The following is a 15698-nucleotide window of genomic DNA, read 5'->3' as shown; positions in this document are numbered from 1 at the left end:
GTTTGCCATATTCTCAGGCAAACTCGCCATCCGCATGATAAAGAAAGATATTTTTATTCTTATATTAACCTTAAGGAAACTTCATGGACACACGAGACCTGTTCCCTCATGAAATTTTGCAGGACGCCATCGGCAAAAGTTGCGCCAAATCTGAATTCAGCATCAAGATGTTGGTGATTTTGAGTTTCTTGGGCGGCGGTTATGTCGGCTTCGGTTATCTTGCCTGCCTGCGCGTCATCAGCGGCATTCCTGCCGAATGGAACGGTCTGGCCGCCCTGTTGGGCGCATCCGTGTTCCCTATCGCACTGATTTGTATCTTAATCGGCGGCGGCGAGTTGGCAACAGGCAATATGATGATTATGGCTTTGGGCAGATTAACCGGCCGTGTCAGCACCTACAAACTGGTACGCAACTGGCTCATTGTCAGCTTGGGCAATCTGGCAGGCGCCGTTGCCATGGCCTATTTCCTCGGCCACTACGTTGGCCTTGCCGAAGGACCGGCCGCAGCGAAAACCATTGCCATTGCCGAAGCTAAAGTCAATATGGACTTCGGCCGCGCATTCGTTTCTGCCATCGCATGTAACTGGATGGTGTGTATGGGCATCTGGTTTTACTTCGGCGCACGCCATACTTCAGGACGAATCTTAGCCATGTGGTTCCCTGTTATGATCTTCGTATTAATCGGCTTTCAACACTTTGTTGCCAATATGTTCATCATTCCGGCCGGCATTTGGGCGGGCGCAAACGTCAGCTGGGGTCAATTTTTCTACAATATGATTCCCGTTTTCTTAGGCAACGTCCTGGGCGGGTCATCCTTTGTCGCAGCCTCTTATCTCTTTGCTTACAAACACTTACTAAAAGACGATTTTTCTATTTAATGTAGTCTTTTTTTCTAAAAATCCCGTATTTGCCCGACACAGATACGGGGTTTCTGCACAAGGCCGTCTGAAAGTCCAAGTCGTTTAATTACTTTTTCTCTTTAATCCCCAAAAAACATCAGGAAAGATAGTTTCACACACTTTCCTTCGTCATCATCGGTAAAAATTTATATATTTTTATGTTTTTAAATGACTTAGCCAAAAGGCGGCATCAATTTCGAATAAAGGCTGAGTTCTTCGCTTTGCAAAAGCGACTTTTTACGGTATGCTGGTTTAAATTATTTACAATTTAATGCATTAAAATTTCGTATTTTATTGTATTTGAAAATAATTTATCCTGTCTCTCTCGCAAAAAACAGGATTTTTAAGCTGTATTTTTATTAGAAAAAAGTTTGGGTATGAATTGCTTGCAATTTCAAACCCGTTTTAAAAGTTAGATGAGGAATAAGTACATGAATCCCATGTATATCACTTTCGCGATCTATTTGGTCGCCGTATTACTGATCGGCCTCGCCGCCTATTTTTCAACACGAAACTTCGACGACTACATTCTCGGCGGCCGCAGCTTAGGTCCGTTCGTGACCGCGATGTCTGCCGGTGCTTCCGATATGTCAGGTTGGCTTTTGATGGGTTTGCCAGGTGCCATTTACCTGAGCGGTTTGAATGAAGCTTGGATTGCCATTGGTCTGATTGTGGGTGCATACCTCAACTGGCTCTTGGTTGCAGGCCGTTTGCGCGTGCATACCGAATACGCCAACAACGCACTGACGCTTCCTGATTACTTCTTCCACCGCTTCGGTGCCGGCGGTCACTTGATGAAAGTGGTTTCCGCACTGATTATCTTGTTCTTCTTCACTATTTACTGTGCTTCAGGCATCGTAGCCGGTGCTACCCTGTTCCAAAGCCTGTTCCACGGTATGTCTTACACTCAAGCCATGTGGCTGGGTGCCGGCGCGACCATCGCCTACACTTTCTTGGGCGGTTTCTTGGCAGTAAGCTGGACCGATACCCTGCAAGCTTCTTTGATGATTTTTGCATTGGTACTGACTCCTGTCATGGTGTACTTGGGTTTGGGCGGTGCTGATCAAATGAACGCTGCCATCCAACAAGTTGCCGCTTCTACCGGTAAAGAATACGGCAGCCTGTTTGCCGGTACTACTTTCATCGGCATTATCTCTACCGCCGCTTGGGGCTTGGGCTATTTCGGCCAACCACACATTTTGGCCCGTTTCATGGCTGCTGAAAGCGCTAAATCTCTGGTTTCTGCACGCCGTATCGGTATGACCTGGATGGTTCTGTGTATGGCCGGTGCCGTGGCTGTCGGCTACTTCGGTATCGCTTACTTCGGCGCCAACCCTGCCCACGTTGATGAAATGAACGGCAACCACGAACGTATCTTCATCGCTTTGGCTACCCTGCTCTTCAACCCTTGGATTGCCGGTATCATCTTGAGCGCGATTCTCGCCGCCGTAATGTCTACCCTGTCTTGCCAATTGTTGGTTTGCTCCAGCGCGATTACCGAAGACTTCTATAAAGGCTTCCTGCGTAAAAAAGCACAACAAGCTGAATTGGTATGGATTGGCCGTCTGATGGTATTGGCGATTGCCGTGATTTCCATCCTGATTGCTTCTGATCCTGAAAGCAAAGTATTAGGCTTGGTAGCTTACGCATGGGCTGGCTTTGGTGCCGCATTCGGCCCGGTCGTTATCCTGTCTGTACTGTGGAAACGCATTACTGCCTACGGCGCACTCTCCGGCATGATTGCAGGTGCACTGACTGTAGTAGTTTGGGCTGAGTGGATCAAAAAACCTGCTTTGGCCGCACAAGAAACAGGTTTCGCTACTGTCTATGAAATCGTCCCCGGCTTTATCATTTGCACACTCGTGATTGTTTTGGTGTCCCTGATCGACAAAAAACCTTCACGCGAATTGCAAGAACGTTTCGAAAAAGCAGACGCAGAATACCGCGCCTCTAAATAAGACGTTTTCAGACGGCCTGCATGATTCCGTGCAGGCCGTCTTTACGACATAAACTGTTTCAAAATAATCTGAGCCTTATCAGAAAAAACAGCAATTTATGCGGATGCATCTTGTATCCGCATCATAATTTTATTACGATATTACTATCCTTCAGAATGCTTGTTTTAGCAGTCTTAATTCAGGCCGTCTGAAACCATGAAAAAACCTTTGGAGAACATAAATAATGTTTAACTTCGCTTTTCCAACACAAACTCCTCTGCGTCAAGCTGTAACTGATGCCTACCGCCGCGATGAAATCGAGGCCGTTCAGGATATGTTGCAACGTGCACAGATGACCGACGAAGAACGCAATGCCGCCTCCGAGCTTGCCCGTCGTTTGGTTACTCAAGTCCGCTCCAGCCGCACCAAAGCAAGCGGCGTAGATGCCTTGATGCACGAGTTCTCTCTCTCCAGTGAAGAAGGTGTTGCACTGATGTGTCTGGCCGAAGCCCTGCTGCGTATTCCGGATAATGCAACCCGTGACCGCCTGATTGCCGACAAAATCTCTGAAGGCAACTGGAAAAGCCACTTGAACAATAGCCCTTCCCTCTTCGTTAACGCGGCTGCATGGGGTCTGCTGATTACCGGCAAACTGACCGCGACAAACGACAAACAGATGAGTTCCGCATTAAGCCGTCTGATCAGCAAAGGTGGCGCACCTCTGATCCGTCAAGGTGTGAACTACGCCATGCGCCTGTTGGGCAAACAGTTCGTAACCGGCCAAACCATTGAAGAAGCGCTGCAAAACGGTAAAGAGCGCGAGAAAATGGGTTACCGCTTCTCTTTTGATATGTTGGGTGAAGCCGCATACACCGAAGAAGATGCCAACCGCTACTACAACGACTACGTTCAAGCCATTCACGCCATCGGTAAAGATGCCGCAGGCCAAGGCGTTTACGAAGGCAACGGTATCTCCGTTAAACTTTCCGCCATCCACCCACGCTATTCACGCGCCCAACACGAACGCGTTATGAGCGAATTGTTGCCACGCCTGAAAGAATTGTTCCTTTTGGGTAAAAAATACGATATCGGTATCAACATCGATGCCGAAGAAGCCAACCGTCTCGAATTGTCTTTGGACTTGATGGAAGCTTTGGTTTCCGATCCTGACTTGGCCGGCTACAAAGGTATCGGTTTCGTTGTTCAAGCCTACCAAAAACGTTGCCCGTTCGTTATCGACTATCTGATCGACCTGGCACGCCGCAACAACCAAAAACTGATGATCCGTTTGGTTAAAGGTGCATACTGGGACAGCGAAGTGAAATGGGCTCAAGTAGACGGCATGGAAGGCTATCCGACTTACACCCGTAAAGTCCATACCGACATCTCCTATCTCGCCTGCGCACGCAAACTCTTGGATGCGCAAGATGCCGTGTTCCCACAATTTGCCACCCACAACGCCTACACTTTGGGCGCAATCTACCAAATGGGTAAAGGCAAAGACTTTGAACACCAATGTCTGCACGGCATGGGCGAAACCCTGTACGACCAAGTGGTCGGCCCGCAAAACTTAGGCCGTCGCGTACGCGTGTATGCCCCGGTCGGCACACACGAAACCCTGCTTGCCTACTTGGTACGCCGTCTGTTGGAAAACGGGGCGAACTCTTCTTTCGTGAACCAAATCGTTGACGAAAACATCAGCATCGACCGCCTGATTAAGAGCCCGTTCGACACCATCGCCGAACAAGGCATCCACCTGCATCCGGCATTGCCTCTGCCGCGCGATTTGTATGGCAAAGGCCGTCTGAACTCCCAAGGCGTCGATTTCAGCAACGAAAACGTATTGCAAAACCTGCAAGAAAAACTCAACCAAGCTTCTTCCGAAGACTTCCACGCCGCGTCTATCGTTAATGGCGAAGCGCGTAACGTGGGCGAAGCGCAACCCGTCCGCAACCCTGCAGACCACAACGATGTTGTCGGCACTGTCAGCTTTGCCGATGCGGCATTGGCTCAAGAAGCTATTGGTGCAGCCGTTGCCGCCCTGCCTGAGTGGAGCGCCAAACCTGCTTCAGAACGCGCCAACTGCCTGCGCCGTTTTGCCGATTTGTTGGAACAACACACGCCTGCATTGATGATGCTGGCCGTCCGCGAAGCCGGTAAAACCCTGAACAACGCCGTTGCCGAAGTACGCGAAGCCGTTGACTTCTGCCGCTACTATGCCAACGAAGCTGAGAACACCCTGCCTAAAGATGCCAAAGCCGTCGGCGCAATCGTTGCCATCAGTCCATGGAACTTCCCATTGGCCATCTTTACCGGCGAAGTGGTTTCTGCATTGGCAGCCGGTAACACCGTTATTGCCAAACCTGCCGAACAAACCAGCCTGATTGCTACTTACGCCGTTTCCCTGATGCATCAAGCCGGTATTCCGACTTCTGCACTGCAACTCGTACTCGGCGCAGGCGATGTCGGCTCTGCCCTGACCGGCGATGCCCGCATCGGCGGCGTGATCTTTACCGGTTCTACCGAAGTAGCGCGCCTGATCAACAAAGCCCTGTCCAAACGCGACGACAGCCCTGTCCTGATTGCCGAGACCGGCGGTCAAAACGCGATGATCGTGGACTCTACCGCCCTGCCGGAACAAGTCTGCCTCGACGTATTGAATTCTGCCTTCGACAGCGCGGGCCAACGTTGTTCCGCCCTGCGTATCTTGTGTGTTCAAGAAGATGTTGCCGATAAAATGGTCAACATCATCAAAGGTGCAATGGACGAATTGGTTGTCGGCAAACCGACCCAACTGACCACAGACATTGGCCCTGTCATCGATGCTGAAGCCCAACAAAACCTGTTGGCCCACATCAACAAAATGAAAGGCGTAGCAAAGGCTTACCACGAAATCAAAACTGCCGCCGACGTTGATGACAACAACTCTACCTTCGTTCGTCCAATCCTGTTTGAATTGAATAACCTGAACGAGTTGCAACGCGAAGTGTTCGGTCCTGTACTGCACGTTGTCCGCTACCGCGCCAGCGAATTGGATCAACTCATTGACCAAATCAACGCCAAAGGCTATGCTCTGACCAGCGGTGTACACAGCCGTATCGAAGGCACTGTTGACCATATCCGCGACCGCATCGAAGCTGGTAACATCTACGTTAACCGCAACATCGTTGGTGCTGTTGTCGGCGTACAACCTTTCGGCGGTCACGGCTTGTCCGGTACCGGTCCAAAAGCAGGCGGTTCATTCTATCTGCAACGCCTGGTTCGTACTCCTGAATGGGTTGCCCCAACCCTCAGCCGAATCGGCCAAGCAGACGAAGACGCGCTCAAACGTTTGGAAACCCTGGTTCACAAACTGCCGTTTAACGCAGAAGAGAAAAAAGCCGCAGCCGCAGCTTTGGGTCACGCACGCGTCCGTACCCTGCGCAAAGCCGAAACCGTATTGGTCGGCCCGACCGGCGAACGCAACTCATTGAGCTGGCGCTCTCCAGAACGTGTTTGGGTACATGGCGGCAATCTGCTGCAAGCCTTCTCTGCCCTGACCGAGCTGGCAGCCGCAGGCATCCAAACCGTTGTTGAGCCAAACAGCCCACTGGCTTCCTACTCAGCCGATTTGGACGGTTTGTTGCAAGTCAACAGCAAACCCGAAAACGCAGGCATCAGCCATGTTGCCGCTATCGAGCCTTTGAGCAGCGAGCGCAAACAAGAGTTGGCCGGCCGCGACGGTGCGCTCATCCGCATCCTGCCTTCTGAACAAGGTCTGGATATCCTGCAAGTATTTGAAGAAATCTCTTGCAGTATCAATACTACCGCTGCCGGTGGTAACGCCAGCCTGATGGCAGTTGCCGACTAATCGTAGCCAAATCAAAGGCCGTCTGAAATTCAGACGGCCTTTTTTATGTTTTTTTATTTACATTTTTGCCGGATATTCGCACAAATCGTTAATCAAACATTTGCTGCATTGCGGTTTCAAAGCCTTACACGTATAGCGGCCATGCAAAATCAACCAGTGATGGGCATCCATCAAAAATTCTTTGGGAATAAAGCGCATCAGCTTGTCTTCAACTTCACGCACATCCTTGCCCGGCGCGATTTTGGTGCGGTTGGCCACACGGAAAATATGGGTATCGACCGCCATAACAGGTTGCCCGAATGCAGTATTCAACACCACATTGGCTGTTTTACGGCCAACACCGGGCAAAGATTCCAAAGCCTCTCGGTCGGCAGGTACTTCACCGTTATATTTCTCCAGCAAAATATGGCAAGTCTGCATGATGTGTTTGGACTTGGTTTTGTAGAGGCCTATGGTTTTGGTGTATTCCATCACGCCGTCCAGCCCCAAATCCAACATAGCTTGCGGCGTATTGGCAACGGGAAAGAGTTTGGCAGTCGCTTTGTTCACGCCGACATCAGTTGCTTGTGCAGACAATAAAACGGCGATAAGCAGCTCAAATGGCGAGCTGAAATTCAACTCGGTAGTCGGATGAGGATTGGCAGCGCGGAAACGCTCGAAAATTTCTTGGCGGATTTGTTTGTTCATTGTTTGGATTATTTTTTTATTGGCGCAGCAATTATAGTGAAATCATGTTGATACGGCTACTTTAAGTAAACAAGGCCGTCTGAAGTTGTTTTCAGACGGCCTTGTTTTATAAAAGCATTGCTATTTTAAATGCTGTTTACTTCTTACTCAAAGTCAGTCCTGTCCAGCCAAACACCAGCGTCAGAGCCAAGCTCAAGTAGCAGAAGAAGGCGTAAGGCAGATATTCCCAAACGGGCACACCCAAGGCATGGCTGATAAATACGCCGCAGACGCTCCAAGGCACCAACGGGTTGATGACAGTACCCGCATCTTCAAGCGTACGGGCAAGGTTGCGCGAATGCAGACCAAGCTTGTCATAAACCGGCTTAAAGGTTTCGCCGGAAAGCAGAATACTCAAATATTGCTCGCCAATCAGGAAGTTAACACCAACCGATGTCATGGCCACGCTGAAAGTAGCGCGTCCGGCATTGGTCAGGAACGCACGAATGGCCTCCAACAAAGACGGAATCACACCGATGCTAAACAACAGGCCGCCCAAGCTCATGCCGAGTATCACAATAGTTTGCGTAAAGAACATGCTTTCCAAGCCGCCGCGAGAAATCAAACGGGCAATGTCTTTAAATGCTTCGCCTTCGAGTTTGTATCCGCCGTAAAACCACGCGCCCAGCTGTTTCAAATCAGGCGTACTATGGAAGTAAGTCACAATCAGCGCCACCACAACGGTAAACAACATGGCCACAATGGCATTGACGCGCATCAGGGCGAGGACAACCAGCAAGGCAAACGGAATCAGCGAATAGGCATGCACCAAACCGGTTGCTTCCAATTGCGCGCGGAAAGCTTCGACGCTGTTCATATCATGCGCGGCAACATTAGGCAAGAGCCACAACATCAATGCTGCACTGATCAACCACGCAGGCACAGTGGTGTACATCATGTTTTTGATGTGTTCGAACAAATCAATGCCGACAATCGAAGCGGAAATACCGGTCGTATCGGAAAGCGGCGACATTTTATCGCCAAAGAACGCACCCGACACAATCGCACCTGCCGTCATCGCCATATCGGCATGAAACGCAGCCGCCATACCCATAAATGCCACGCCGACAGTTGCACAAGTCGTCAAACTACTGCCGATGGAAATACCGATGACCGAGCAAAGCGCAAACGCCGAGAAATAAAAATAAGTCGGCGAAATCAATCCGAAACCGTAATACATCAGCGTCGGAATCGCACCACTCATCATCAGCGCGCTGACCATCAGGCCGATAAAGAAAAACAGATAAATCGCGCCCATGCCCTGCCCGACCGCGCCGATCATACCGTTTTGCATGTCTTGATATTTCAAGCCACGCATCAAACCGTACAAAAGCAAGACCACGATCGCCGTCACAATCGACATATGCGGCAGCCATTCAAGCGAAATAATCGTATAACCCATTGCTGCCACCAAAGCTAAGGCCACCGCAATGGCCTCAAAGCGCGGCATATTAAGTAAGGATTTGAAAGCAAACATTGTTCTTTGCCTTTTAAATAAGTACTTAACAGATTTTAGCATAACAGGCCGTCTGAAACCCGATTCTCAGACGGCCTGCCTGTTATTTTATAAAAACAGCTCCAGTAAAACTGCGACACTTTCTTTAAAATATATTAAATTATTAACATTAAATACTTTTAAATTAGAATAAATGAAATTTTATTGCTTTTTAAAACGTCCATCATGCAAAAATGCCACCACTTGCTCGACCGTTTTACGGTTAAACAACATACCGCTATGGCTGACAGGCAAAACGACATGATCACGCATATTCGGACAATGCGTTTCGCTGACCAAAACCGTACCATCATGTTCACCATGCAAACCTAAAACACGGCCCAGCCCATACGGTTTATTGCCGGCGATACTGCCCAACTCAACGCATTCTGGCAATTCAGGCATACTGCCGTCCAAAGCGCCTTTATACGAGCCGCCCAATACCGGCTTTTGCAAACCCAAATTGAGCACACGTTGCGCAGCCCGGCTGCCTTGGTGCGGCGTACCCATAGTAACGATACGGCCGCTGACTTTATTCGGATATGCAGCCGCAAAATTGCGTAAGACCAACCCGCCCAAACTATGGCCGACAAAGTGCAGTGTTTCATCAGCATGGTTCTCATCAATCCATCGCGCCAAATCTTCAACATGTCGGTTCATCGAATGCAAAACACTGTAATAATCGAACAGCGCAACTTCAAAACCTTCTTGTTCCAGCAAATACGCCAGCGGTTTCATTACCCATGAATGCATGTGCAAGCCATGCAGCAAAATGATTTTGGCCATTTTTTCCTCCTGTCATTTAAATCATTATGCCACAAAGTAAAAAGGCCGTCTGAAATCCCATAAGGTTTCAGACGGCCTTTTATCATGATGGATTATTCGTCAGCTTTATAGCCTTTTATAGCAAAGAAGACGATGTATACATAACAAATCGCCGATACAACGAAAGAAATCATCAGGCCGTAAGTATCTGCAGCCCAACCTTGTACCACAGGCACAACCGCACCGCCGACAATCGCAGTACACAATACGCCGGAAGCGCTGCTGGTAAATCGACCCAGACCTTTGGTTGCCAAAGAGAAAATGGTTGGGAACATGATGGAGTTGAAGAAGCCGATAGCCAACAATGCCCACATCGCAATATCCGCACTGGCTTTACCTGCCAACATAGCAACGCCCAACAAGGCAACAGCAGCAGTAGCGTTAAATGCCAAATAGCGGTTAGGCGCAATTTTCGCCATGATGGCAGAGCCTAAGAAACGGCCGACCATCGCGCCGCCCCAGTAGAACGACAAATATTTCGCGGCAGATGCGTGGTCCAAACCTTTCAGATAGCCCAACACGCTGACCAATAAAGAACCGATGGATACTTCCGCACCGACATAACAGAAAATACCGGCCGCACCAAAAACCAAATGACGGTATTGCCATACGCTGTGTTTGCCATCATGGTTGTGTTCGCTCTCTTCTTCAGCAATTTTGTTTGCGTCAGGCAGACGAATCATTTTGACGAATACAGCCAAAATAATCAGCAGACCGGCCAAACCTAAATATGGAATTTGAACAGAAGAAATTTGCTCGGCTTTGCTGACAGTTTGTGTCGCATCAGCCAAAATCAGGAATGCGCCGATTTGCGGAGCAATGGTCGTACCCAAAGAGTTAAATGCCTGAACCAAAGTCAGTGTTGCAGATTCTTTACCCGGTTTGGACAGCAAAGTCACATAAGGGTTACCCGCCACTTGCAACAGTGTTACACCTGAAGCCAAAATAAACAATGCACCCAAAAAAGTTGCATAAGAATGACTGCCAGCAGCAGGATAAAAGAGTAGACAGCCGATGGCAGTCAATACGAAGCCGCTAATCACGCCGTTTTTATAGCCGATTTTGCCGACCAAATAGCCCATCGGGATCGACATAATCGCATAAGCGGTAAAGAAACAGAATTGAATCAGCATCGCCTGAACATAAGTTAGGTCGAAAATATCTTTCAAATGCGGAATCAAAATATCATTCATGCAGGTAATGAAACCCATCATGAAAAAGAGTGTGGTTAGGACAACCAGCGCAGGAGTATGATTTTGTTGTGAATGCGCAGACATGATTTGCCTTTCGTTTTGTTAAGATTTGCTGGAAAAATGAGCTTAAATCAGTTCATTAAACTTAACACCCATTAACAGCCGCCCGTATCATACTGATAATCCGTCACTTTGAAAACTATTTTCTAACAGCCGACTACATTATCCTTCAGACGTTTAATTTTAAAAATTTCAATAATATTGGATTTATCTTTTATTAGATTAAAAAATAAAGGCATAATCCTCTTACTAAGCCTATTATTTCTTTTTTACAATATCACTTGATGTAACTCAAAACATGCCACCTCTTTACGCTTACCTTGCCCTGATTGCTTCTGCCTTCACTTCAGCCACACTACTTCCGGGTACATCCGAGGCGGCATACGCCGCATTTGTGTACCAATATCCGCAACATGCCCTCGGCGCATGTTTGTGTGCCGGTTTGGCGAATGGCTTGGGCAGTATGGTTTCGTATTACATGGGCAGAATGTTTCCGGCCAAGAAAAGGCCGTCTGAAAAAGTATTGGCGCGTATACAAAGATGGGGAATTTGGCCGCTATTATTTGCATGGTTGCCGATTATCGGCGATGCCCTCCCCCTTGCCACAGGCTGGCTCAGGCTTAATGCTTTGCATTGCGCCATCATTCTGATTGCAGGCAAACTGCTGCGCTATGCCATGATTTATTGGGGAATGAACATAGTTGCCGGATAAGTTTCCACAGTCAAAAATAAAGGCCGTCTGAATGATTCAGACGGCCTTTGCCTTTAATTCGACAATTACAAGACTTTCACAATACTTTCGCACAGGTAGTCGATATTGTCATCGGTAATGCCTGCAACATTAATGCGGCCGGAACGGACGGCATAAATGGCAAACTCGTTTTTCAAACGGTCAACTTGTTCGGGAGTCAAGCCGCTGAAAGAGAACATACCGTTTTGTTCGATAATGAAATCAAAGTCTTGGGTTGCACCTTTGGCCTTGAGCAACTCAACAAATTTTTGGCGCATGGCTTTGATGCGGCCGCGCATTTCATCAAGTTCGGCAATCCATTGTGCTTTCAAATCATCATTTTTCAACACCAGCGCAATGGTGTTCGCACCGTGTGAAGCTGGGTTGGAATACAAGGTACGGATGATGGTTTTGACTTGGCTGTGGGCGCGGGCTGCAGTTTCTTCATCTTCGGCCACCAAAGTGAACGCGCCGACGCGCTCGTTGTACATACCGAAGTTTTTGGAATAAGAACTGGCAATCAGCAATTCTGTATTGTGTTTCAAGAACACGCGCAAGCCGTAGGCATCTTCTTCCAAGCCATTGCCGAAGCCTTGGTAGGCAAAGTCAAACAGTGGCAACCAGCCTTTTTCGGCAGAAAGTTTTGCCAAAGTTTCCCATTGTTCGGGCGTAGGGTCGATGCCGGTAGGGTTGTGGCAGCAGCCGTGCAGCAGGACGATGTCGCCTTTTTGCGCTTGGCTCAAGTCTTCAATCATGCCATCCCAATCCAAACCGTGTTTGGCGGCATCATAGTAACGATACGGTTTGTCTTGGATACCGACCGCTTTGGCGATGGCGTTGTGGTTAGGCCAAGTCGGATTGGAAATCCAGATGGTTTGCGCGTTCAACTGGCGTTTGACAAATTCGGCCGCAATGCGCAATGCACCTGTACCGCCAAGGCTTTGCGCTGTTTTGGCGCGACGGCTGGCAATGATTTCGTGGTCTTTACCAAATAACAGGATTTGGGTTTGCTCGTTGTAATCGGCAACGCCGTCGATGGTCAGGTAATTTTTAGTTGTCTCGCTTTCCAACAGGCGTTTTTCAGCCTCTTTGACGGCTTTGACAATAGGCGTTGCGCCGGATGCGTCTTTGTACACGCCGATACCGAGATTGACTTTTTCGGGACGGGTTTCGGCTTTAAACGCTTCGCCCAAACCTAAAATCGGATCAGCAGGAGCTGCTTCGATATGCTTGAAGAACATGATTTTTCTCTTTACAAGTGTAAAACGGTTGAAAAAATACAAATTTGTGTAATTTTACGCCGTTTCAGGCCGTCTGAAAACGGATTATTACAGGGTTTTAACGCAAGATTGCCAACAAATCCAAAGGTGTGGCAATACGGAAATCGGCGAACCAGTTTTCGGTTTGGTCTTCGGCAGAAATATAACCCCAATCGGCAAGCACGGTTATCATTCCTGCATTTTTGCCTGCCTGCATATCGCGCTCGGCATCGCCGACATAAAAACATCGCTGCGCCTCAACGCCAATCTGTTCGCACGCATAAAACATAGGCTTCACGCTGGGCTTGGGTTCATCGCAGGTATCGCCGCTGACAATGACGGCGGGAGGCGCGGCAAACCCGAGCTTAGGCACGAGGACATCGGTAAAACGCATGGGCTTGTTGGTAATAATGCCCCATTGGATACCGCGTTGAACTAAGGCTTCCAACATTTCGTTTACGCCGTCGAACAAAATGGTTTGATCGGCATAACAGCGGCTGTATTCATCCAAAAACTCTTTACGCCATTGCATATAGTCCGGATGGTCGGGCGTAATGCCTGCACCAAGTTTGAGCAAACCGCTCGCACCGTGGCTGGCCTGCGGACGGATTTCATCCATGCTTTTTTCTGGCAAACCGTGTCGGCGCAATACCGTGTTGAGCGCACCACCCAAATCAAGTGCGGTATCGGCAAGCGTGCCGTCAAGGTCGAATAATACGGCTTGGGTCATAAGTATTCCTTTGATGATTTTAGAAGGCCGTCTGAACAATCCAACAAGTTTCAGACGGCCTGAATATGGTTAATGGTGATGGTGTTCGTGCATTTCCTGCGAACACAAAACTTCATCTTTATGCGGATGCTGTTCGCTTTCAATCTGAATCGTACAATGCCCGATGTTATGATGCGCCAATTCATGTTCGATGCGGTAGGCGATTTGTTCGGACTCTGCAACCGTCATGTTGCCATCTACGACAATATGGCAGGATAAAACGTGGATATTGCTGGTAATCGTCCAAACATGCAAGTCGTGAACGGATTTTACGCCCTCCATATTGCGGATAACGCTGAGCAACTCATCGGTATGGATGTTTTCCGGCGCGCCTTCCATCAAAATGTGCAAAGTCTGTTTAAACAGCTTCCAGCCGCTGCACCCTACCAAAGCCGCCACCAATACGCTGGCAACCGTATCCGCCCATTGCCAGCCATACGCCATCATCAGTACCGCTGCGACAATCGCCCCTATCGAGCCGAACAAATCGCTGATTACGTGCAGATACGCGCCGCGCATATTGACGTTTTCTTCGGTATCGCCATTCTTCAACATATAAACGGCGACGCCGATGTTGACCAGCAAACCGATGATACTGACCACCAACATGCCGCCCGTCAAAATTTCCGGCGGATAAAACAATCGTTTGACTGCTTCATAAAAAATCATCGCCGCAATCAACACCAGCGATAATCCGTTAAACATCGCCGTCAAAATTTCAAAACGCTTGTAACCGAATGTCTTTTGCAGCGTGGTCTGTTTCTCGCCAAGTTTGAATGCCGACAATGCTACGCCCAGCGAAAACGCATCGCTGAACATATGCCCCGCATCGGAAAGCAGGGCCAAAGAGTTGGTCAGCCAACCGCCGACCGCCTCAACCAGCATAAATCCGATAATAACGAAAAATGAAATGCGCAATACCTGCTTGTTGGCGGTATGCGTGTGCGCGTGCGAATGATCGTGATGATGTGCCATAATGATTTTACCGTTTCAGACGGCCTTTTTATCCTGTTTCAAACTTTTCTCAAAATCTTCCAACATATCCAACTCAAAACGGCTGAATCCCGCGCGTTCCCGTGCTTCGATATTGACGTAACCGCGGAAGATAAACATATCGTAACGCGCAATCAGGCTGCGGAACAAGGCAACCGGTTCCAAACCGCGCTCACGGCAAAGATGCTGATACCAATGATTGCCGATGGCGACATGCCCTACTTCATCGCGATAAATAATATCCAACACATCGCAGGTTTCCACATCGCCGCGCTGTGCCACTTTTGCACGAATACCCGGCGTGACATCCAAACCGCGCGCTTCCAACACCCGCGGTACCAAAGCCATGCGCAACAAAGGATCGTAAGCAGTTTTATATGCCATATCCCACAAATGCCCGTGCGCTTCAAAATCGCCGTAATCGTAGCCCAAGCTGTTCAGACGGCCACGCATCAAGCCGAAGTGAAACACTTCTTCTTTCGCCACCCTTACCCAATCGCGTACAAACTGAAACGGCATATTGCGAAAACGATACGCCGCATCCAAAGCCAGATTAATCGCATTAAATTCAATGTGCGCAATCGCATGCAACATGGCCGCATAGCCTTCGACCGTATTCATCTTGCGCGGCGTAACCTCCGAAGGCGCAACTAAACGCGGACGCAACGGATGTCCGGCAAAACGGCAATCCACGGGTTTCGACTCCTCAACCGTCAAACCTTCCGCCTCGCCCAACTGCGCAAACAAGGTCTGCGTCAACCTTCCCTTTTCATCCGGATTGTCCGACAGCAAAGCCTGTTCCAATAAAGGATAAGGATTCAGATACATACAAAACCATTGTTTTAAAAAGACAAATATTATAACCGTTTTAAAAAGCAAACAGAAAGACTATAATTTCAAGCTTTCCGTAAAATGACATTAAATACCACACCAAGCCCTTATGCGTTTCATTAAAAAAACGT

Annotated in this window: 12 protein-coding genes; 4 read left to right on the top strand and 8 right to left on the bottom strand. The window is 48.7% G+C overall.

Annotated elements, in window-relative coordinates; genetic code table 11:
• The first annotated feature begins 83 nt into the window (after window positions 1-83).
• The 3 genes from HMPREF2952_RS04010 to putA all read left to right on the top strand — a co-directional run bounded on the left by HMPREF2952_RS04010 (window position 84) and on the right by putA (window position 6686).
• Complete coding sequence (locus tag HMPREF2952_RS04010) at window positions 84-878, top strand: formate/nitrite transporter family protein (protein WP_004520655.1); 795 nt, start codon at window positions 84-86, stop codon at window positions 876-878.
• A gap of 452 nt (window positions 879-1330) precedes the next feature.
• Complete coding sequence (putP, locus tag HMPREF2952_RS04005; RefSeq protein ID WP_049336262.1) at window positions 1331-2857, top strand: sodium/proline symporter PutP; 1527 nt, start codon at window positions 1331-1333, stop codon at window positions 2855-2857.
• Between the two features lie 223 nt (window positions 2858-3080).
• Window positions 3081-6686 carry a bifunctional proline dehydrogenase/L-glutamate gamma-semialdehyde dehydrogenase PutA gene (putA, locus tag HMPREF2952_RS04000; RefSeq protein WP_049344640.1) on the top strand — a complete coding sequence of 1202 codons (3606 nt, stop codon included), beginning with the start codon at window positions 3081-3083 and terminating at the stop codon, window positions 6684-6686.
• Between the two features lie 57 nt (window positions 6687-6743).
• On the opposite strand, the gene nth is transcribed toward putA, so the two are convergent.
• The 4 genes from nth to HMPREF2952_RS03980 all read right to left on the bottom strand — a co-directional run bounded on the left by nth (window position 6744) and on the right by HMPREF2952_RS03980 (window position 11009).
• Window positions 6744-7373, bottom strand: coding sequence for an endonuclease III (gene nth / locus HMPREF2952_RS03995; protein WP_070695304.1), 630 nt, complete (start codon window positions 7371-7373; stop codon window positions 6744-6746).
• A 136-nt stretch (window positions 7374-7509) separates the two neighbouring features.
• A complete protein-coding gene (gene nhaC, locus HMPREF2952_RS03990) occupies window positions 7510-8889 on the bottom strand; it encodes a Na+/H+ antiporter NhaC (RefSeq protein ID WP_039862424.1) in 1380 nt (459 codons plus the stop codon).
• A 180-nt stretch (window positions 8890-9069) separates the two neighbouring features.
• Window positions 9070-9693, bottom strand: coding sequence for an alpha/beta fold hydrolase (locus HMPREF2952_RS03985; RefSeq protein ID WP_004520649.1), 624 nt, complete (start codon window positions 9691-9693; stop codon window positions 9070-9072).
• A gap of 92 nt (window positions 9694-9785) precedes the next feature.
• Window positions 9786-11009 (bottom strand): sugar MFS transporter, encoded by a 1224-nt coding sequence (locus tag HMPREF2952_RS03980; protein WP_004520648.1) that lies wholly within the window; start codon window positions 11007-11009, stop codon window positions 9786-9788.
• Between the two features lie 274 nt (window positions 11010-11283).
• Between HMPREF2952_RS03980 and HMPREF2952_RS03975 the strand changes: the two genes are divergently transcribed.
• A complete protein-coding gene (locus HMPREF2952_RS03975) occupies window positions 11284-11697 on the top strand; it encodes a YqaA family protein (RefSeq protein ID WP_004520647.1) in 414 nt (137 codons plus the stop codon).
• 65 nt (window positions 11698-11762) lie between these two features.
• Here the strand turns inward: HMPREF2952_RS03975 and HMPREF2952_RS03970 are convergent, their stop codons facing one another.
• The 4 genes from HMPREF2952_RS03970 to HMPREF2952_RS03955 all read right to left on the bottom strand — a co-directional run bounded on the left by HMPREF2952_RS03970 (window position 11763) and on the right by HMPREF2952_RS03955 (window position 15564).
• On the bottom strand, window positions 11763-12956 hold the full coding sequence (locus HMPREF2952_RS03970; protein WP_004520646.1) for an amino acid aminotransferase: 1194 nt from the start codon (window positions 12954-12956) through the stop codon (window positions 11763-11765).
• 97 nt (window positions 12957-13053) lie between these two features.
• Complete coding sequence (locus HMPREF2952_RS03965) at window positions 13054-13704, bottom strand: HAD family hydrolase (protein WP_004520645.1); 651 nt, start codon at window positions 13702-13704, stop codon at window positions 13054-13056.
• A 69-nt stretch (window positions 13705-13773) separates the two neighbouring features.
• Window positions 13774-14718: a cation diffusion facilitator family transporter gene (locus HMPREF2952_RS03960; RefSeq protein ID WP_070695303.1), complete on the bottom strand. Its 945-nt coding sequence runs from the start codon at window positions 14716-14718 to the stop codon at window positions 13774-13776.
• 15 nt (window positions 14719-14733) lie between these two features.
• Complete coding sequence (locus HMPREF2952_RS03955; RefSeq protein WP_070624822.1) at window positions 14734-15564, bottom strand: ferritin-like domain-containing protein; 831 nt, start codon at window positions 15562-15564, stop codon at window positions 14734-14736.
• Window positions 15565-15698: the final 134 nt, after the last annotated feature.

Origin of the sequence: Neisseria sp. HMSC068C12 (genome assembly GCF_001814095.1) — a bacterium.
Classification (GTDB): domain Bacteria; phylum Pseudomonadota; class Gammaproteobacteria; order Burkholderiales; family Neisseriaceae; genus Neisseria; species Neisseria perflava.
The sequence above is the reverse complement of the archived record's forward strand: the minus strand, read 5'-3'. Positions and strand labels throughout refer to the sequence as shown.